Here is an 18791-nt window from a genome sequence, read left to right on the forward strand (position 1 = left end):
GGTATAGAAAACTATGGAAACCTATTGTAATGACTGTCCCCGCCGCTGCGGCGTCGTCCGCGCGGCCTTTTGGGATGAAAAAAAGATGCCCGGCTTTTGCCACAGTCCGCTCCAGCCCGTCGTAGCCCGGGCGGCCCTGCACCAGTGGGAAGAACCCTGTATCAGCGGCAGCCACGGCTCTGGCGCCGTCTTTTTCACGGGCTGCAACCTGCGCTGCTGTTTCTGCCAGAATGCCACCATTTCCATGGGCGGGACAGGCGTGCCCATTACGGTGGACAAGCTGCGGGAGCTTTACGGCCGGCTCATCGCCCAGGGGGCGCACAACATCAACCTGGTCACGCCGACGCCGTATAAACAGGCCATCTTGGCGAGTCTGGCCGACCCCCTGCCGGTACCGGTCGTCTACAACTGCGGCGGCTATGAATCGCAGGAGACGATTGACGATTTCAAGGGCAAAGTGCAGATCTATCTGCCCGATTTGAAATACCTCGACCCGAAATTGGCCAAGCGCTACAGTGCTGCCGAAGACTATCCGCAAGTCGCCACGGCGGCCATCCTGCGCATGTACGACCAGGTCGGCCCTTATGAAATGGACGACGACGGCATCCTGCGGAAGGGCGTCGTCATCCGCCACCTCATCCTGCCGGGCTGCGTAGACAATACGAAAGCCGTCATCGACTGGGTGCGGGACCACTTCGATGACGGCCAGGTCTTATTCAGTTTGATGCGCCAGTATGTACCCTGCGGCCGGGCCGGGGAATACCCCGAAATCGACCGGCCCTTGTCGGACGAAGAGTACGATGAAGCCGAACAGTACCTCTTCGACAGCGGCATCGAAGACGGCTTCGTCCAGGAAAAAGGCAGTGCCAGCGACGCCTTCATCCCGGCCTTCGACGGTACAGGCGTCGTCTAAGACGGGCTGCTCTCGCCCCAGGGGACGCGGATGTACGTAGAGAACCAGCCGTCTTCACAGGTGCAGAGGACGCTGGCGTCATAGGTGTCGCGGAAGCGGCTCAGCGATTTCATGCCGATGCCATGGCCCTTGACCTTTGTCGTCGGCAGGCCGTCTTCATCGAGGGCTACGGTCCCGTCGAAGCGGTTCTTGACCAGGATGCTGAGGATGTCGCCCTGGCAGATGGTCAGCAGGGACAGGGCGCGATGGCTTCCGGGCTGCTTTTCGCTGGCATGGATGGTATTTTCGATGAGGTTGGACAAGACGATGGCCAGGTCGGAGCTGAGAGCTGTATTTTCCTTGGGGATGACGGCTTTGACCGTAATGGGCATGTGTAGGGCTTCGGCTTTGGCCAGATACGTCGACAAGGCGGCGTTGACCAGGGGATTCTGACAATACTGTTTGCGCTTGGTCTGATTCAGCTCGGCACCGATTTCCTCGATGAGCTGCAAGGCTTCTTGGGAACGATGGGACACGATGAGTTGTTCCAGTTCGTCCAGGTAGGCCTTGCGTTTTTTATATATGGCCTTCATCTGGTTCTGTGACTCCAGCAGGGAATGGGTATAATCGTAGCTGGCTTCGATTTGGGCTGTCATATTTTCTGTCCGTTCGTACATCTTCAGGGTCTGATCGGTTTGGCGGAGGCCCGTGCGGATGCTCTGGGCGATGATGAGCAAAGCCAGGAGCAGGATACTGCGGGGCAGGAGCATCCGGTCCATGATGAGGACGTCCGAACTGGCCATGATGAAGTACATGTCCAGCAGCAGGAAGAGCGGCAGCATGCTGATGTATTTCCAATAGTGATGCGTCGTCAGATGACGGTATTTCACGAAGACTTCATTGAAATAACGGCGCAGCATGGGCATGAGGGCCATGTAGCAGACGATATAGAACAGCCATTGGGCCGGATAGATGGCTGCCGACAGGGCCGGCCGGGAGCTGTCGCCATGGAAGATGGCCAGCAGGATCAGGGCCATCAGGGTGTGGACGAAGATCGTACAGGCTGCGCGGATGGAAAAGACGTAGAGATGGTGGAATAAATAAGGCCGGATTGTTGCGACGGCCCAGAGAAAATGGGGGATCCAGGCGATGACAAAGATTTTTTTATATAAGATGAAGCTGTGTTCCCAGGGACCCCAGATGAACATATAGAGGAAAAAGATGAGTTCCATGAGGTACAGGACGGCATATCCACCCAGGACGAGGACTTTCTGCCGATGCTTCAGCAAGGGCTCGAAGGCATAGTACTGGAGGATAGCTGGCGGCATGAGGGCCGTCGTCATCAGGAAAACGGTCACGATGTTGTAAAGCATGGCTGAGTATCACTTCCAATCAAGACTGATAGGGAATCGTCAAGTACAGGCTGGCCAGGTGGTTGTGGAGGTCATAGCGGAAGGTCGCCTCGTAGAGCCGGGAGAACTGATTCAGGTCCGGAACGAACTGGGCATAGGGCGCTTCCTGGAGGAGGTCGTTTTTGTCGTCCGGGATGTCCGGTGATACGGCATGTTTGATGAAGACCAGCAGGCCGCCGTGTATGGGCGTCGTCCCGATGATGAGCAGGCGCTGGTCTTTCGGCAGGGACTGGAGGGCCTGGGCCGACATGGCAATGGCTTTGGCCAGGATGTCGCCCAAGGCGATTTCAAAGGGCAGGGACGGGGGGGAAGGCAGGTCGGCCATGATGGATACGCCGTCCTGTTTCAGTCTTTCCAGGCCCGGTGTGATGGCCGTGTTGATGGCTTGGTTCTTGGTCCACTGCTGCAGCTGTGTCTGGGAAAGTTCTGTGTCGATGGTCTTCAAGAAGGCCAGGGTGGCTTTGTCGTCATACTGGCCGATGAGTTCTGAGAGCAGGCGCAGCTGGTGACGGCTGTCGTGGCGGAAGATGGACATGCGTTTCTGGGCGTCCTGCAAGAGGCTCGTATAGTTGCTCAGGGCATCCATCTGGGCGGCCAGGAGATGATTCCGACGCTGTAAGTCGACCTGCTGGGCAATGAGTTTGGTGCCCATGTACATGATGAGAGCGATGAAGATGCCCGACAGGGCGTGGAAGATGCGGGGAAGGAAATAGTCATGGGCCAGCGGGCCGTCTTCGAGGGATAAGAAACCGGAGTACATGCTCAGCAGGATGGGCAGCCAGGCGCAGTATTTCCAAAAGGCCAGCAATGGGAGCGAGCGGTATTTCAGAAAGATGCGGTCGAAGAAGACCAGCAGCAGTGGGGAAAAGAGAACGTACAGGGCTGTATACAGCACCAGATGGATGGGCAGATAGGTAAAGAAAACGCTGCGCGGGACGAAGAGCAAGACCAGGGTTATCGACAGTGTATGGACGGTCGTCGTGTAGATGCCCTGCATACCGGCGACGAAGAGGTTCTGATAGGCATAAGGGCGGGAAATCAGGGAAAAAGCCAGGACATAGGGAATCCAGTAGGCCATGAGCAGCTTCTTATAGGACAAGAAGCGGAACTCCAGCCAGCCGAACTGAAAGATAGCCATGAAGAGGACGATTTCTATGAGGAAAATGACCAGGTAACTGCGCCGCACGCGGGTCCTCTGCGGCTCCTGTAAAATCTGCCGGAAAGCGAGGTACTGTATACATGTCGGAGGTAAGATAGACAGCAAAAAGCAAGCCGTCGTCAAGACTGTAGCTGACATGCATATCACTCCCTTTCTATCAAATACAAGATACCTTATTATAGCATATTTATGTGGCTGGCACATGGATGTTTCTGATAAGGTGCATTATAATTTGTAGGGGCTCGCACGTGCCTTTTCAGCCCGTCAGGCCATGACTACAAGGAATGGCAGGACGGTTGCTGAAACGGACCACTGTAGAGGGCGAGCCCGCCGGGCATATGTAAGAATCCCGTGGTCGATTTGCGTGGACGGGCGCCCCACGTGGGCGCCCCTACAGAAAAAAGGGACTGTCGCACGAAGGTTTTTGCCATCTGCTAACCCCTAACCCCTAGCCCCTAACAACTTAAAAGGGCTTGTCGCTATGCGACAAGCCCTTTTCTACATCGCCTTGACCGGTACGAGTCCTCGTGAGAGGGAAATGGTCCCGGTCCGGGCGATTTCTAATATTTCATATGGCGACAATACCTTGATGAGGGCATTGACGTGGTCTTCGCGTCCTGTAACGCGGAGGATGAGCGAATTCAAGTTGACATCGACGACTTTGGCGTGGAACAGGTTGGCCAGGCTGGCCAGCTCGTCGCGGACTTGCGGCGTGTCGTAGCGGACCTTGATCATGGCCAGTTCGTAGCTGATGAAGGGCGCTTCATCGAGGTTGATGATCTTGATGACGTCGATGAGCTTGGCCAGCTGGCTGATGGTCTGCTTCAATTCTTTATCGTCTTCGATGCTGATGACGATATTGAAGCGCGACACATCCGGTTCTTCCGTATAACCGACGGTCAACGATTCGATGTTGATGGCCTTGCGGCTGATCAGGCCGGCAATATGTGTCAATACGCCCGGTTTATTATCGGACAAAATAGCCAGATGCTGTTTTCTCATCAGGCGTCACCTCCTAAAATCATGTCACTCAATGCTTTGCCGCCGGGAACTGTCGGGTATACCCGTTCTTCCGGCGAGATGCGGATATCGACCAGGGCCGGCCCTTTATGGGCAAAGGCCTCTTTCAGGACGGGGATTAAATCGTCCTGTTTTTCAATGGCGTATCCTTTGACGCCCAGCGATTCGGCCAGCATGGGCAGGTTTTTGCGCTTATTCAAAGTGCATTGTGAATAATGGTGGTTATAGAAGAAATCCTGGAGCTGGACGATCATTCCCAGCGTATCGTTGTGCAAGACGATGACTTTCACGTCGATGCCGTATTCCGACAAGGTCGCGAATTCCTGACAGTTCATGAGGATACTGCCGTCGCCGGAAAAGACGACGACTGTTTTTTCGGGACAGGCCACTTTGGCACCGAGGGCAGCCGGCAGGCCGAAGCCCATCGTGCCCAGACCACCGGAAGAAATGAAGTGTTTCGGCTCATCCGTCGTGAAGAATTGAGCTGCCCACATCTGATGCTGACCGACGTCGGTAATGGCTACGGTATCGTCGTCCCGGGTGATGTCCCGGACGGCGGCGAAGATTGACTGGGGTGAAATGCAGCCTGGACGCGGCGGCGTCGCGAAGGGGTGGCTTTTCTTCATGGCCAGGACCTCATGACGCCAATCGGCAAAGGCGGCTCCGTAATCGAAGGCGCCTTCTTTCAGCTTCTTGGCGAAAATGGGCAGGGACCAGCGCAGGTCCCCTTTGATGCCTAAGTCGATGTCGATGATCTTGTCGATTTCGACATCATCGATTTCAAAATGGATGATCTGTGCATTGGGAGCAAACGTATCGGCTCGGCTGGTCAGGCGTTCGTCGAAACGGGCCCCTAAGGCGATGAGCAGATCGCAGCCTGAGATGGCTTTGTTCGATGCATAAGAGCCGTGCATCCCGCCCATACCGAGATGGAGTTCGTGAGAATCGGGGATGGCTCCTTTGCCCATGAGTGTCGTGACGACGGGAATCTTCGTCGTATTGACGATGTCTTCGAGATACTTCGTCGTTTCCGACAGGATGACACCGCCGCCGACGAGGAAGACCGGTTTCTGGCTGTGCTGGATCATGGCGACAGCCCGGTCGATGTCATAAGCTTGTCCAGTTGTTTCGATGACGTAGCCCGGCAGATGGACTTTATCGGGATATTGGAAATAGATTTCCGCTTCCAGGGCGTCTTTGGCAATATCGATCAGGACTGGACCGGGCCGGCCTGTCGATGCGATGTAAAAGGCTTCTTTTAGGACGCGCGGGATAGAAGCGGCGTTCTTTACCAGGTAGTTGTGCTTGGTAATGGGCGACGTAATGCCGGAAATATCGGCTTCCTGGAAGGAATCGCGGCCGATGAGGCCCGTCGGGACCTGTCCGCTGATGATGACCATGGGGATAGAGTCCATGTTGGCCGTAGCAATGCCCGTAACCATGTTGCATACCCCTGGTCCGGACGTGGCGATGCAGACGCCGGGCCGGCCGGTAACGCGGGCGTAGCCGTCGGCAGCGTGGACCGCTCCTTGTTCATGACCGGTAAGGATGTGCCGGAAGTTGTCTTTATACATTTCTTCGTATAGTGGCAGGATAGCCCCTCCGGGATAGCCGAAGACGACGTCGACGCCTTCCCGTTTCAAACATTCCAGCACTGCCCTTGCACCTGTCATTTTCATCATCATTCACCTCTTAATATCGTTCATCGTTTGTCGTAGTTCGTTCATCGAAGCGGCCATTCATTGTCCTTTTCGATGAACGACGAACGGCCTTCGATGAACGGATCTTACTTAGTCGTTCTGGTCGTTGTTGTGGAGCCACGGCATCATGTCGCGGAGTTTAGCGCCGACTTTTTCAATCGGATGTTCAGCGTGCTGACGGCGCATAGCGAGGAAGTGAGCGCGGCCGCCGGCTTTGTTTTCGAGGAGCCAATCTTTAGCGAAAGCACCGGTCTGGATGTCATCGAGGACGGCTTTCATGGCTTTCTTGGAATCCTGGGAAATGACGCGCGGGCCAGCGGTGTAATCGCCATATTCTGCCGTGTCGCTGATGGATTTACGCATTTTAGCCATGCCGCCTTCGTACATGAGGTCGACGATCAACTTCATTTCATGGAAGGTTTCAAAGTAAGCGATTTCCGGCTGATAACCAGCTTCGCAAAGGGTTTCAAAACCGTTGGTGATCAACTGGCAGATGCCGCCGCAGAGGACTGCCTGTTCGCCGAAGAGGTCTGTTTCCGTTTCTTCCTGGAAGGTCGTCTGGATGACGCCGGCACGGGTACCGCCGATGCCGCGGGCATAGGCCAATGCGATGTCGAAAGCTTTGCCTGTAGCGTCCTGTTCGACTGCGAATACGTCAGGAACGCCGCCGCCTTCAGTGAAAGTACGACGGACGAGGTGGCCCGGACCTTTCGGAGCGACCATGAAGACGTCGACTGTCGAAGGAGGAACGATTTGTTTGAAGTGAACGTTGAAGCCGTGGGCGAAAGCGAGGGCGCTGCCGTCTTTCAAGTTGGGAGCGATTTCTTTTGCGTAGACGTCAGCCTGTTTTTCGTCCGGAATCAAGATCATCGTGATATCGGCTTCTTTAACGGCTTCAGGAACGGATTTAACTTCAAGGCCGGCTGCCTGGGCTTTGGCGATGGATTTGCTGCCTTCATACAAGCCGACGACGACGTCGATGCCGCTGTCCTTGAGGTTCAACGCATGGGCGTGGCCCTGACTGCCATAACCGATGATTGCGACTTTTTTGCCTTTCATTACATCCCAGTTTACATCCTGATCATAAAATACTTTCGCCATGATAACATATCTCCTTTATAATAAAATAAGAATTTTATCGTTTTTATCGTTGGGATTTAGAGATTTGTCAAAAGAGGCCAACAAAAAAACTCCGCCCCTTCTGTAAGGGACGGAGTATAATTCCGCGATACCACCCTGATTCCCGGTGCATTGCTGCAGCCGGACTCTCTACAACGTACCAACATACGCGTTTCTGGTAACGGTGAAATGCCGTCGGCGCCTAATGAAATTCAGCGTCGATCTTCGGAGAGGAGCTTCATCCATATCATCGTACTGGCTCGCACCGGCCGCCAGCTCTCTGAAAAGCAATGGTGCAGACTACTTTCTCTCGTCATTAGATTTACGAATATTTCGCTTCACGGTTTGTTTCCTGAAGCTTGAACACATTGTACGCAATTTGCTGGTCTATGTCAAGATGTTTTTCCATAAATTTTTAAAATAAAACAGGGTTAAACGTTAAATGATTAGGTGAGACGTTTTAGCAGTTAGGGATTAGCAGTCAGCAGTCAGCCCCTAGCCCCTAGCCCCTAGCCCCTAGCCCCTAGCCACGAACCACGAACAACCTAAAAAGGCTTGCCGCTGTGCGACAAGCCTCTTTTTTCTAATGATGATCAACTGTAAGTTCTTTGAAGCGTTTGGCGACCGGGTCGGTCTTGATGAGTTCTTCCAGGTGTTTCAATTCTTCGGCTTCTACAGTTTCTGTCGTATCGTAGCTGGGCGGTACGGTCTTAGCCAGGTACAGGCATCTTCTGATCGAGGAGATACTGACGATGATGACCAGGAGAGCCATGATGGCCGAAACGGTGAACAGGAGCCATTCTTGTTTGGGCAGATAGATGTTGAACATGTTGAGGTAATCGGCCCAGAAGATGACGACGGTCAGGAAGACCCAGGGGATAACCGTGACCCAGGCGAAGCGGGCTTTACCCATAGCACAGATGACAACCGTCGAGATGGCCAGGGTGATGATGGCCAGCAGCTGGTTGGATACACCGAAGATAGGCCAGATAGTGGACAAGTTCCCCTGGAGGACGATGTAACCCCATGCACCGGAGATCAGAGCCGAAGCGATGATAGCGCCGGGCAGCCAGTGGGGATCGCCGAACTTCGGCCATACGCGGCCGATGAGTTCCTGAAGCATGTAACGGCCGACACGGGTACCGGCATCGATGATGGTCATGATGAAGAGCGCTTCAAACATGATGCAGAAGTGATACCAGTAATTCATGAGGTGGTCGAGGCCGGGGATGTTGGAGAAGATGAAAGCCATGCCGACAGCCAGGGAAACAGCACCGCCCGGACGATGGGCGACGTTTTCGCCGACCATGGCGTTCAGCTGGGGCAGGTCGACGACCTGGATGCCCAGAGCCTGGAAATGTTCGGCCGACGAGTTGATGGCGAAGTAGTCATTCGGTACGAGCGAGCAGGCTGCAATCAAAGCCATCATGCCGACGAAGGATTCGGTCAGCATAGCGCCGTAGCCGACGGGCAGGATAGAGCGTTCGTTCATGAGCATCTTCGGCGTCGTGCCCGTAGAGATCATGCAGTGGAAGCCGGAGATAGCACCACAGGCGATGGTGATGAAGATGTACGGCAGGACCGGACCGGTGATGACCGGGCCGCCGCCGGCGCAGAACTGGGTGATAGCCGGCATCTGGACGGTCGGGCCGACGATGATGATGCCGATGGCCAGGGCGCCGATGGTCCCGATCTTCATGTACGTCGAGAGGTAATCACGCGGTGCCAGGAGCAGCCATACCGGAAGGGCAGCGGCTACGAAGCCGTAGATGATAAGGGCGATGGAAATACCTTTGGCGCTGATGGTAAAGAGCGGAGCCAAGGTAGGCGATGCCTGGACGGCCGGGCCGAGGACGACGGCTAGCAAGGTCAGGGCGACGCCGATGATGGTGCCTTCTTTAATGCGGCCAGGGCGCAGGAACTGCATATAAATACCGATGAAAATAGCAATAGGAATGGTCATGCCGATGGTGAACGTACCCCACGGGCTGTCGTGCAGGGCGTTGACGATGACGACGGCCATGCCGGCCATAGCCAGGATGTTGAGGAACAGGACGGCGAAGGACGTAGCCAGACCAGTCTTGTCACCAATCTGGGCTTTTGCGATCTCAGCGATGGATTTGCCATCGTAACGCATGGAGCAGAAGAGGATGACCATGTCGTGGACAGCACCGGCGAGGACGCCGCCGATGAGGATCCACAAGGCACCGGGCAGATAACCGAACTGAGCGGCAATGACCGGGCCTACGAGCGGGCCGGCACCGGCGATAGCGGCGAAGTGATGGCCAAAGACGACGTACTTGTTGGTAGGCACGTAGTCGTGGCCGTCTTCAAAGCGGAAGGCCGGCGTGACCTTGTACTGATTGACCGTCAAGACTTTGGCGGCAATGAAGGCGCCATAGAAACGGTAAGCTAGTACAAATACTAATGCAGAGATAATGACTAAATACAAACCATTCATAAAACAATCCCTCCTTTATGAAATTGTGTGTAGGATACTCTACTTCCCACGGATCCGGAGCTATACTTATTTCTAATTGGTGTAATATGAATTATGTATCGCACGAGAAATAAAGTATACACTGTACTTATACACTTACTATAGGCTAAAGGAGAGAAAAATTCAAGTTACTTATAGTAAAGATTACAAAAACAGTATGATATAAGTTCATAATAAAAATAATAAAACGTTATAAAATAGGCATTTCCTTTGCGCAAAGAGAATTTTGAGTATATTATCAATGGTCAACAATGCACTTTGTGCATTATTGACAGTGGCTCGTGATTCGTGCCTGTAGGGGCTCGCACGTGGCGAGCCCGCTGGGGATATGTAGAATATCCATGAACCGATTTGCGTAAACGGGCGCCCCACGTGGTCGCCCCTACAGAAAAAAGGCTTGCCGCATGTGCGACAAGCCTTTTTTTACTCGCTCTTAGTGATGAGCAATGGTTAATTCCTGGAAACGCTGAGCGGCTTTATCCGTCTTAACGAGTTCCTGGAGATGTTTGAGTTCTTCTGCTTCGACAGTTTCTGTCGTATCATAGCTGGCCGGTACGGTCTTAGCCAGGTAGATGCATCTACGGATAGCACCGATAGCTACGATGATGACCAGGACGGCCATGATGATGGAGACTGTGAACATCGTCCATTCACCCTTCGGCAGGTAGATTTCGAAGATGTTCAGGAAGTCGGCCCAGAAAATCATGACGACCAGGAAAATCCAAGGCAGGCCGGTAACCCAGAGGTAACGGGCTTTGCCCATGGAGCAGATGACAACCGACGAAATGGAGAGGGCGATGATGGCCAACAGCTGGTTGGATACACCGAAAATCGGCCAAATCGTGGACAAGTTGCCGTTCAGTACGAGGTAACCCCATGCTGCGCAGATCAAAGCCGATGCGAGGATGGCACCCGGTTTCCAGTTCGGGTCACCGAATTTCGGCCATACGTGGCCGACGAGTTCCTGGAGCATGTAACGGCCGACACGAGTACCAGCATCGATGATGGTCATGATGAACAAAGCTTCAAACATAATGCAGAAGTGATACCAGTAGTTCATGAGGTGGTCGAGGCCAGGCAGGTTCGAGAAGATGTAAGCCATGCCGACAGCCAGGGAAACAGCACCGCCCGGACGATGAGCGACGTTTTCACCGACCATTTCGTTCAGGTGCGGCAGGTCGACAACCTGGATGCCCAGAGCCTGGAAGTGTGCAGCCGAGGAGTTGATAGCGAAGTAATCGTTCGGTACGAGGGCGCAGGCTGCAATCAGAGCCATCATAGCGACGAAGGATTCAGTAACCATAGCACCATAGCCGACAGGCAGGATGGAGCGTTCGTTCATGAGCATCTTCGGCGTCGTGCCGGTGGAAATCATGGAATGGAAACCAGAAATAGCACCGCAGGCGATAGTAACGAAGATGTACGGAAGGACTGCACCGGTGATGACCGGGCCGCCGCCAGCGCAGAACTGCGTCGTTGCCGGCATCTGGATCTGCGGGCCTACGATGAGGATGCCGAGAGCCAGGGCACCGATAGTACCGATTTTCATGTACGTCGAGAGGTAATCACGCGGAGCCAGGAGCAGCCATACCGGAAGGGCAGCTGCGATGAAACCGTAGACGATAAGGGCAATGCAGATACCGTTGTGGCTGATCGTGAAGAGCGGAGCCAGGATCGGAGAAGCCTGGACTGCCGGGCCAGCGACGACGGCCAGCAAGGTGAGGATGACGCCGATGATGGTGCCTTCTTTGATCTTGCCAGGGCGCAGGAACTGCATGTAGATGCCGATGAAGATAGCGATAGGAATGGTCATGCCGATGGTGAAAGTACCCCACGGGCTGTTTGCCAGGGCATTGGCGATAACGACGGCCATGCCAGCCATGCAGAGGATATTCAGGAAGAGGACGGCGAAAGAAGTAGCTACGCCTGTCTTCTGGCCAATCTGTGCTTTTGCGATTTCGGCGATGGACTTGCCATCGTAACGCATGGAGCAGAAGAGGATGACCATGTCATGGACAGCACCGGCGAGAACCCCACCGATGAGAATCCATAAAGCGCCGGGCAGATAACCGAACTGGGCGGCGATGACCGGGCCGACGAGCGGGCCCGCACCAGCGATGGCTGCGAAGTGATGGCCGAAGACGACGTACTTGTTGGTCGGTACGTAGTCATGACCGTCTTCAAAGCGGAATGCCGGTGTGACTTTGTACTGGTTCAGCGTCAAGACTTTTGCGGCGATGAAAGCGCCGTAAAAACGGTAAGCCAGTACGAACACTAATGCTGAAATAATAACGAGATACAAACCGTTCATACAAAAAGAACCTCCTTTGATAAAATAGTATGCGTGCAACCCTTTCCGTATGAAACAAAATGATACCAACGTACAACGCTTGGAAATGGTGTACACTACATCACGCTCCCTTATTATAGAGCACTTTTCCTGAATTGCAAGATGTACACTGGGCATAGCATATGGGTGGGCTATAACCCTGGGTCTATTCTCAAATTATGTTTTGTTATAGTAAACGTTTTCATACTATATATAGTATGAAACATTTAATTTGCATACTAAATAAATGATATAATTACTAAAAGTCATATAAACGAATATCAACATAGCAATTTTTCATAGGTATTGCGAATATTGCGAATGAAAAAGTTAAACCTTTTATCCTAGCCACGGCTAGTGGACAATGCTATAATGACTATAGCTTTTGAACTTATCTTTTTCCATTATTACAGGAGGTTTTTATCATGTCTCAAACTGACTATACCCTGGTTCTGCCGGCTTTTACCATCGGTGTCCACGCTTATGATGCTATCGGCAAGATTACCCGTCATTTCGGCAAAAAAGTTGTCATCATCGGCGGCAAGACGGCCCTGTCCAAGGCCAAACAGCCCTTGCTCGATGCTATCGCCAAGACGGACCTGGAAGTCCTCGGCGTACTCTGGTACGGCGACGATGCGACGTATGAACACGTCGACCGCCTGCTCCGTGAACAGGCCGTCCAGGATGCTGACCTGGTCTTCGCCGTCGGCGGCGGCCGTGCCATCGATACCTGTAAAGTCGTCGCTGACCGGGCTGGCAAGGCCTTGTTCGCTTTCCCGACGCTGGCTTCCAACTGTGCTCCGTCGACGGCCTTGGCTGTCATGTACAAAGCCGATAAATCCTTTGCCGGCTACTACTATCTCGACCAGCCGCCGGTCCATACCTTCATCAATATGGCCATCATTGCCGACTCGCCTTTCAAGTTCTTCTGGGCCGGCATAGGCGATGCTATGAGTAAAGAATGTGAATCGGAATTGGCCAGCCGTACAGCGGAACACTTCCATACGGTCCTCCTGGGCCGGGCCATCGGCAAAGCCTGCACGGCGCCGCTCTTGCAGTATGGTGAACAGGCCCTGGAAGATTTCAAGGCCAAGAAGATCACCTATGCCCTGCAGCAGGTCGTCCTGGATATCATCATCAGCACGGGCCTCGTTTCCAACTGTACGACGGGCGGCGGCGACTACTACTACAATTCGTCCCTGGCTCACATGTTCTATAACGCGTCGACGGTCCTGCCGCAAGTCGTCGAAGGCCATCTCCATGGCGAAACTGTTTCCTTCGGCGTTTTGGTCCTGCTGACCTATGACAAACAGTTTGAACTGCGCGACCAGGTAGCGGCCCTCTATAAGAAGTGCCATTACCCGACGACCCTGGCTGACCTCGATATCAAAGCCGACGAAGTCGATTCCATCGTTGATGCTGCTCCGGCCCTGACCGAATGGACCTGCGTCCCCGAACCGCTGACCAAAGAAGCTTTCAAAAAAGCCATCATGGATACCGACGAATTCGGCCGTTCGTTATAATACCTTGAAGGCCGTTGGTCGAAGTGCTTCGATGAACGATGAACGAACTACGATGAACGTCATGATGTAGCGATAACTGGCTTTTTCGTGTATAATGAATTTTATACAAGACAATGATTTGTAGTACAGAGGGTATCTTTGACAGAAAATATCCATCTGCTAACTGCTAACCACTAACTGCTAACAACTGAAAAGGGCTTGTCGTCTTGCGACAAGCCCTTTTCGAATCTTTCACGGAGGGGATTATGGACCAAGTATTAGAACAAGTCATCAGTGCCATCGAACCGATGGATTTGGCAAAAACGGCAGAGTGCTATCAGCGCCTGGCCAGTCTGACCATACGCCAGGACAGCAAGTTGTCCTATCTGGCAGGCCGCATTGCCGGTGTACAGGGGACGCTGCATCCGGAAAAATTGCAGAAAGCCGTCGTCGTCTTTGCAGCTGACCATGCCGTCGATGGCGGGGAAAATAAGACCAAGGGCAAGAACAGCAAGGCTGACGCCCTGGAAATCGCCACTGGCCGGGGGCCTATCAATAAGGTGGCCCACCGCATCGGTGCCGGCGTCATGCTCCTCGACATGGGACTGGAAGAAGATATCCCGGAATCGCAGGGCGTACAGAATCTGAAAGTCATGCACGGCAGCCATTTCTGGGCCCGCCAGGATGCCATGAGCGAAGATGAAATGATGGATGCCCTCTTCAGCGGCCTGCAGATCGGCCAGAACCTGGCCGATGAAGGCTATACGGCTGTAGGTCTGGGGAACCTCGGCGAACGGGGACTGCTGACGGCTTTCATATTGACAGCTGTCTTTTTCCGGGACCAGCTGGAAGAACTGCCGGAGCACATGAAGTCCGGTCAGAAATTAGAGAAATTGAAGGAAGTCATCGACCAGCACCACTTTCATGCGTCAGATCCCCTGGACCTCCTGCGCCGTGCCGGGGCTCCGGACATTGCCGCCATGGTCGGCTTCATCCTGTCGGCAGCCCAGCGCAAGCTGCTCGTCATCTTTGACAACGCCGTCACCGGCTCTGCCGTCCTCATTGCCCGCGCCTTATGCCCGACGATTGACGATTACGTCTGCGCTTCGGCGCGCTATCTGGAACCGGTCCATCAGATGCAGATGAAGAAACTGGGCCTCAAGCCCTTCGTCGAACTGGACCAGAACCTCGACCAGGGCATGGGCTCGGCTATGGGCCTGACCATGCTCGATGCATCGGTACAGATGATGAATGAAAATTTAAAATAAGGAGCGATTTCCATGAAAACCTTATACCTCGATTGCTTTTCCGGTATCAGCGGCAATATGTTCATCGGCATGCTCATCCAGGCCGGTGTCCCCTTTGAAGCCTTTAAACAGGCCATGGCCTCGCTGAACCTGACGGGCTATGACTTGGTGTGCCACAGCGTCAACAAGCTGGGCATCCAGTCTATCTATTATAATGTCCTCCTCGATGCAGAACGTCATGACCACGGGGCTCACGACCATCATGAGCATCACGACCATGAACAGGGACACGAACACCATGAACACCACGCGCATCATGGGGAAGAGTTGGCCGGCCAGGGCCATCTCGTCGATATGACGGGCCATCATCATCACCATCAGCACCGGGGCCTTCCGGAAATTACCAAGATCATCGAAGGTGCACCTATCGAGGACGATATCAAGGCCAAGAGCCTGGCCGTATTCCAGGCCCTGGCAGAAGCCGAAGCCAAGGTGCATGGCGTCCCCGCCGACGAGATACACTTTCATGAAGTCGGCGCCATCGACTGTATCCTGGATATCGTCGGTACGGTCTGGTGCCTGAAATACTTGGGCATCGAACAGATCGCCACGTCGCCGCTCCATGCCGGCAGCGGCTTTGTCCGCTGCGCTCACGGCATCATGCCCGTCCCGGCACCGGCGACGGCCGAACTCCTGGCCGGGATTCCCTGGTATGCGACGGATATCAAAGGCGAACTGGTCACGCCGACCGGCGCCGCCCTGGTCAAAGTCCTGGCGCATGCCGGCGTCCGCCCGAAGGATTTCGTCTACGACACCGTGGCCTACGGGGCTGGAACGAAAGACCTGACTATCCCCAACGTCGTCCGCGGCTTCATCGGACAGGCAGGGGAAATATCGTAGGCCGTAAATCGTAGGGCCGTCCCAAAGGGCTGCCCGCCATGATATCGGAATCAGGCGGGACGCCCTTTGGGCGTCCCCTACAGAAAAAAATTACCGGCCGCATATGCAGCCGGTAATTTTTTTTCTTGACAAATCTCATACGTCATGGTATTATAATTAAGCACTGTGACGGGCACAACGGCCCGCCGGAATACAGCGTTGACATATCGATCCCGATGTGATATACTTAGAAAGTCGTCATGCGGAAGTAGCTCAGTGGTAGAGCATCACCTTGCCAAGGTGGGGGTCGCGAGTTCGAGTCTCGTTTTCCGCTCCATTTCCTTCGGGAAGCTATTGTTCCTCAATAGCTCAGTTGGTAGAGCAATCGGCTGTTAACCGATTTGTCGTAGGTTCGAGTCCTACTTGAGGAGCCATACAGGGGTGTCGCCAAGCGGTAAGGCAACGGACTCTGACTCCGTCATTCGTAGGTTCGAATCCTACTACCCCTGCCAATCATGATCCACTAGCTCAGTTGGCAGAGCACCTGACTTTTAATCAGGGTGTCCCGAGTTCGAATCTCGGGTGGATCACCACATTCCACATACGTGGCCCCTTGGTCAAGCGGTCTAAGACATCGCCCTTTCACGGCGAGAACATGGGTTCAAATCCCGTAGGGGTCACCACAATCATGGGCGATTAGCTCAGCTGGGAGAGCGCCTGCCTTACAAGCAGGATGTCAGCAGTTCGATCCTGTTATCGCCCACCAAAACAAAAGGTCCTGTCGTTATGCGACAGGACCTTTTGAGTATTAAGTTTGTAGTTTTTAGCGACGGCTCTTAAATTTAAGGCCCTCTTCTACAAACTACAAACTCTGTACTACAAACTATAAAGTAAAAGTGGCTAGTGGCTCCCATGTGAAGGGGAGCTGGCGCCGCAGGCGTCTGAAGGGTTCTACCCATGACGAGTGATTTGCCGCCACGGTCCGCGGCCTGCGAACTGCGAACTGCGACCTGCGGCGGGACGCTCAAAGGGCGTCCCCTGCAATGAACGATATAAAATACGTATCACATTGGCCTTTGGGTTGCGCAATCGGTATAGTCTATTTCTTCTGCTCATTTTATATATGCGTAATAATATGTTTGATTCCTATAAATTTTGTATTATAATGAATGGTAGCGATGGGATATTTTCTTTAGCATAAGGACATATTCCTACTAATTTCTAAGAACTTACAAGGAGTGGTACCCAAATGAGATTTACAGAAGATTTGAAAGCCCGCGTTTCCAAAGCACAGAAAAAAATCGTCCTTCCGGAAACGAACAGCCGTCGTGTATTGAAAGCTGCTGAACGCGTTTTGGCTGATGGTTTTGCTAAAATCGTTCTCGTAGGTAAACTGGAACAGATCAAAAAAGATGCTGCTAAATTCCAGATCGATCTCACCGGTGTCGAAGTCGTCGACCCTGAAACTTACTATCGTATGGACGAACTTTGCGCTTACTTCGCAAAACGTCGTGAAAAGAAAGGCATGACCCTGGAAAAAGCTCGTGAAATCATGCTCAACAACTACACCTTCTTCGCAGCTGGCCTCGTTGCTCTCGGTGAAGCTGACGGCTGCGTATCCGGTGCTGCTACGACTTCTGCTGAAGTTATCCGCGCAGGCCTTCAGGTCATCGGCCCCCGTCCTGGCAACAAGACCGTATCTTCCGCTTTCATTCTCTTGACCAATACTCCGCAGTATGGCGATAACGGTATCCTCGTACTCGGTGACTGCGGCGTTATCCCCAATCCGACGTCGGAACAGCTCGCTGATATCGCTTGCATCTGTGTAGAACGCGCTCGCCGCACGGTCCAGATCCTCAACCCGAAAGTCGCTTTCCTTTCTTACTCCACCAAAGGTTCTGGCGCTGGCGAATCCGTCGACAACGTACGCCATGCTGTTGAAATCCTGAAAGAACGCAACGTCGACTTCGACTTCGACGGCGAACTCCAGGCTGATGCTGCTCTCGTACCGGAAGTTGGCGAACACAAAGCACCGGGCTCCAAAGTTGCCGGCCACGCTAACGTCCTCATCTTCCCGAACCTCGATGCTGCTAACATTGGCTACAAGATGGTTCAGCGTTTCGCTAACGCAACGGCTCTTGGCCCCTTGGTCCAGGGCTTGGATAAACCTATCCTCGACTTGTCCCGTGGCTGCTCGTCTGAAGACGTTGCTGACGTCGTTGCTGTATGCTGCTCCGATGCCATCACAGCTGACCTCTACAAAAAAGAACGTGCTCAGCAGTAATTTCGTAGTTCGTTCGTAGTTCATCGTGATAGGTTGATATTTTTAATCCTATGCAATCAACGATGAACGACCTACCATATATATTCCAGAGCGGGCGCCCCACGTGGTCGCCCCTACAACTCAAAAGGGGTTTGTCATTGACTAACCCCTAGCCACTAACTGCTAATCACTAAAAAAGGCGCTGTCTTTATGGGACAGCGCTTTTTTTACTTATACCTGATACGGCGGTTGCCGACGACCATAGTCGGGCTCAGGGTGCGGTAGACCATGTACGTGAAGAACATGAAGCCGAAGAGGAAGACCAGGGCATATTCATCCGTCAGAGGGGCGTCTTTGGTAAAATACCAGGCACAGGCCAGGGTCAGGATGAGGCTGGCGTACATGGAAATGGTGACACACCACGTCCGCTGGCCACGGTCGCGCATCTTGTAGAAGTCATGGAATTTGACGTACATGGCGACAGTCCAGGCGACGAGGACGACGGCCAGTACGATGGGGACAGCCACGGGAAGGGGAAGGTATAAGGATACGAGAAAGAGGACCATGAGGGCAAAAGTGCTGAGGAAAATCCCTTCCTGGCGTTTTAAATCCCGGCTGGAGTCATCAGGGACAGCCGGGCGGTTACGACGAGACATAATGGTCCTATGTCAAGTTTGAGTACAAATTAAATTGAGGTTTCTATCAATCAGTTATCCAGCAATCAAAGCTGCCTTTTTCTTGTAGTTTGCATATAATTTTTCATAGTCAT

Annotated in this window: 13 protein-coding genes, 6 tRNA genes and 1 other annotated feature; of the genes, 11 read left to right on the plus strand and 8 right to left on the minus strand. The window is 53.4% G+C overall.

Translation table 11 applies throughout. From position 1 onward, the window contains the following. The first annotated feature begins 13 nt into the window (after nt 1-13). Nucleotides 14-913, plus strand: a complete 900-nt coding sequence (locus tag ACFCTO_RS10800; RefSeq protein WP_292261692.1) for a radical SAM protein — start codon at nt 14-16, stop codon at nt 911-913. Here the strand turns inward: ACFCTO_RS10800 and ACFCTO_RS10805 are convergent. The 7 genes from ACFCTO_RS10805 to ACFCTO_RS10835 form a co-directional block, all read right to left on the minus strand. Then, the gene (locus ACFCTO_RS10805; RefSeq protein ID WP_499876867.1) at nt 910-2265 is read right to left on the minus strand and encodes a sensor histidine kinase; all 1356 of its coding nucleotides are present in this window, start codon (nt 2263-2265) and stop codon (nt 910-912) included. The genes ACFCTO_RS10800 and ACFCTO_RS10805 overlap by 4 nt on opposite strands. A gap of 19 nt (nt 2266-2284) precedes the next feature. Further along, nucleotides 2285-3601, minus strand: coding sequence for a hypothetical protein (locus tag ACFCTO_RS10810; RefSeq protein WP_499876868.1), 1317 nt, complete (start codon nt 3599-3601; stop codon nt 2285-2287). Between the two features lie 360 nt (nt 3602-3961). After that, on the minus strand, nt 3962-4465 hold the full coding sequence (gene ilvN, locus ACFCTO_RS10815) for an acetolactate synthase small subunit (RefSeq protein ID WP_020311428.1): 504 nt from the start codon (nt 4463-4465) through the stop codon (nt 3962-3964). Continuing rightward, entirely contained in the window at nt 4465-6162 is a 1698-nt protein-coding gene (gene ilvB, locus ACFCTO_RS10820; RefSeq protein ID WP_481325433.1) for a biosynthetic-type acetolactate synthase large subunit, read from the minus strand. The genes ilvN and ilvB overlap by 1 nt, the downstream gene beginning before the upstream one ends. Nucleotides 6163-6273: 111 nt before the next feature. Further along, a complete protein-coding gene (ilvC, locus tag ACFCTO_RS10825; RefSeq protein WP_292261458.1) occupies nt 6274-7284 on the minus strand; it encodes a ketol-acid reductoisomerase in 1011 nt (336 codons plus the stop codon). 102 nt (nt 7285-7386) lie between these two features. Next, nucleotides 7387-7628 (minus strand) — a binding site (T-box leader). A gap of 257 nt (nt 7629-7885) precedes the next feature. Further along, entirely contained in the window at nt 7886-9763 is a 1878-nt protein-coding gene (locus ACFCTO_RS10830) for a carbon starvation CstA family protein (RefSeq protein ID WP_337466104.1), read from the minus strand. Between the two features lie 472 nt (nt 9764-10235). Beyond that, nucleotides 10236-12113 (minus strand): carbon starvation CstA family protein, encoded by a 1878-nt coding sequence (locus ACFCTO_RS10835; protein ID WP_444321027.1) that lies wholly within the window; start codon nt 12111-12113, stop codon nt 10236-10238. A 443-nt stretch (nt 12114-12556) separates the two neighbouring features. Here ACFCTO_RS10835 and ACFCTO_RS10840 point away from each other — a divergent pair, with 443 nt between their 5' ends. From ACFCTO_RS10840 to pta, 10 genes are all read left to right on the plus strand, one after another. Further along, nucleotides 12557-13654: an iron-containing alcohol dehydrogenase family protein gene (locus tag ACFCTO_RS10840; protein ID WP_296820941.1), complete on the plus strand. Its 1098-nt coding sequence runs from the start codon at nt 12557-12559 to the stop codon at nt 13652-13654. 245 nt (nt 13655-13899) lie between these two features. Next, the gene (locus ACFCTO_RS10845) at nt 13900-14901 is read left to right on the plus strand and encodes a nicotinate-nucleotide--dimethylbenzimidazole phosphoribosyltransferase (RefSeq protein ID WP_020309587.1); all 1002 of its coding nucleotides are present in this window, start codon (nt 13900-13902) and stop codon (nt 14899-14901) included. Between the two features lie 12 nt (nt 14902-14913). Beyond that, complete coding sequence (gene larC, locus ACFCTO_RS10850) at nt 14914-15780, plus strand: nickel pincer cofactor biosynthesis protein LarC (RefSeq protein WP_292300248.1); 867 nt, start codon at nt 14914-14916, stop codon at nt 15778-15780. Nucleotides 15781-16021: 241 nt separating this feature from the next. Further along, nucleotides 16022-16096: transfer RNA gene (locus ACFCTO_RS10855), tRNA-Gly, on the plus strand. 21 nt (nt 16097-16117) lie between these two features. Then, nucleotides 16118-16193, plus strand: a tRNA-Asn gene (locus tag ACFCTO_RS10860). Nucleotides 16194-16196: 3 nt separating this feature from the next. Next, a tRNA-Gln gene (locus tag ACFCTO_RS10865) sits at nt 16197-16271 on the plus strand. 5 nt (nt 16272-16276) lie between these two features. Next, nucleotides 16277-16352: transfer RNA gene (locus tag ACFCTO_RS10870), tRNA-Lys, on the plus strand. Between the two features lie 14 nt (nt 16353-16366). Then, nucleotides 16367-16442 (plus strand) — tRNA-Glu (locus ACFCTO_RS10875). A 7-nt stretch (nt 16443-16449) separates the two neighbouring features. Further along, a tRNA-Val gene (locus ACFCTO_RS10880) sits at nt 16450-16525 on the plus strand. Nucleotides 16526-17008: 483 nt separating this feature from the next. Then, on the plus strand, nt 17009-18043 hold the full coding sequence (gene pta, locus ACFCTO_RS10885) for a phosphate acetyltransferase (RefSeq protein WP_020309844.1): 1035 nt from the start codon (nt 17009-17011) through the stop codon (nt 18041-18043). Between the two features lie 206 nt (nt 18044-18249). Here the strand turns inward: pta and ACFCTO_RS10890 are convergent, their stop codons facing one another. Beyond that, complete coding sequence (locus ACFCTO_RS10890; RefSeq protein WP_020309843.1) at nt 18250-18678, minus strand: hypothetical protein; 429 nt, start codon at nt 18676-18678, stop codon at nt 18250-18252. Nucleotides 18679-18791: the final 113 nt, after the last annotated feature.

This window comes from Megasphaera indica (assembly GCF_046614755.1).
Lineage (GTDB): Bacteria > Bacillota > Negativicutes > Veillonellales > Megasphaeraceae > Megasphaera > Megasphaera intestinihominis.

Excerpts from the sequence above, each read along its gene's own strand:
- ACFCTO_RS10800 (WP_292261692.1), top strand. The coding sequence starts at position 14 with ATGGAAACCTATTGTAATGACTGTCCCCGCCGCTGCGGCGTCGTCCGC.
- ACFCTO_RS10805 (WP_499876867.1), bottom strand. The coding sequence starts at position 2,265 with ATGCTTTACAACATCGTGACCGTTTTCCTGATGACGACGGCCCTCATG.
- ACFCTO_RS10810 (WP_499876868.1), bottom strand. The coding sequence starts at position 3,601 with ATGTCAGCTACAGTCTTGACGACGGCTTGCTTTTTGCTGTCTATCTTA.
- ilvN (WP_020311428.1), bottom strand. The coding sequence starts at position 4,465 with ATGAGAAAACAGCATCTGGCTATTTTGTCCGATAATAAACCGGGCGTA.
- ilvB (WP_481325433.1), bottom strand. The coding sequence starts at position 6,162 with ATGAAAATGACAGGTGCAAGGGCAGTGCTGGAATGTTTGAAACGGGAA.
- ilvC (WP_292261458.1), bottom strand. The coding sequence starts at position 7,284 with ATGGCGAAAGTATTTTATGATCAGGATGTAAACTGGGATGTAATGAAA.
- ACFCTO_RS10830 (WP_337466104.1), bottom strand. The coding sequence starts at position 9,763 with ATGAATGGTTTGTATTTAGTCATTATCTCTGCATTAGTATTTGTACTA.
- ACFCTO_RS10835 (WP_444321027.1), bottom strand. The coding sequence starts at position 12,113 with ATGAACGGTTTGTATCTCGTTATTATTTCAGCATTAGTGTTCGTACTG.
- ACFCTO_RS10840 (WP_296820941.1), top strand. The coding sequence starts at position 12,557 with ATGTCTCAAACTGACTATACCCTGGTTCTGCCGGCTTTTACCATCGGT.
- ACFCTO_RS10845 (WP_020309587.1), top strand. The coding sequence starts at position 13,900 with ATGGACCAAGTATTAGAACAAGTCATCAGTGCCATCGAACCGATGGAT.
- larC (WP_292300248.1), top strand. The coding sequence starts at position 14,914 with ATGAAAACCTTATACCTCGATTGCTTTTCCGGTATCAGCGGCAATATG.
- pta (WP_020309844.1), top strand. The coding sequence starts at position 17,009 with ATGAGATTTACAGAAGATTTGAAAGCCCGCGTTTCCAAAGCACAGAAA.
- ACFCTO_RS10890 (WP_020309843.1), bottom strand. The coding sequence starts at position 18,678 with ATGTCTCGTCGTAACCGCCCGGCTGTCCCTGATGACTCCAGCCGGGAT.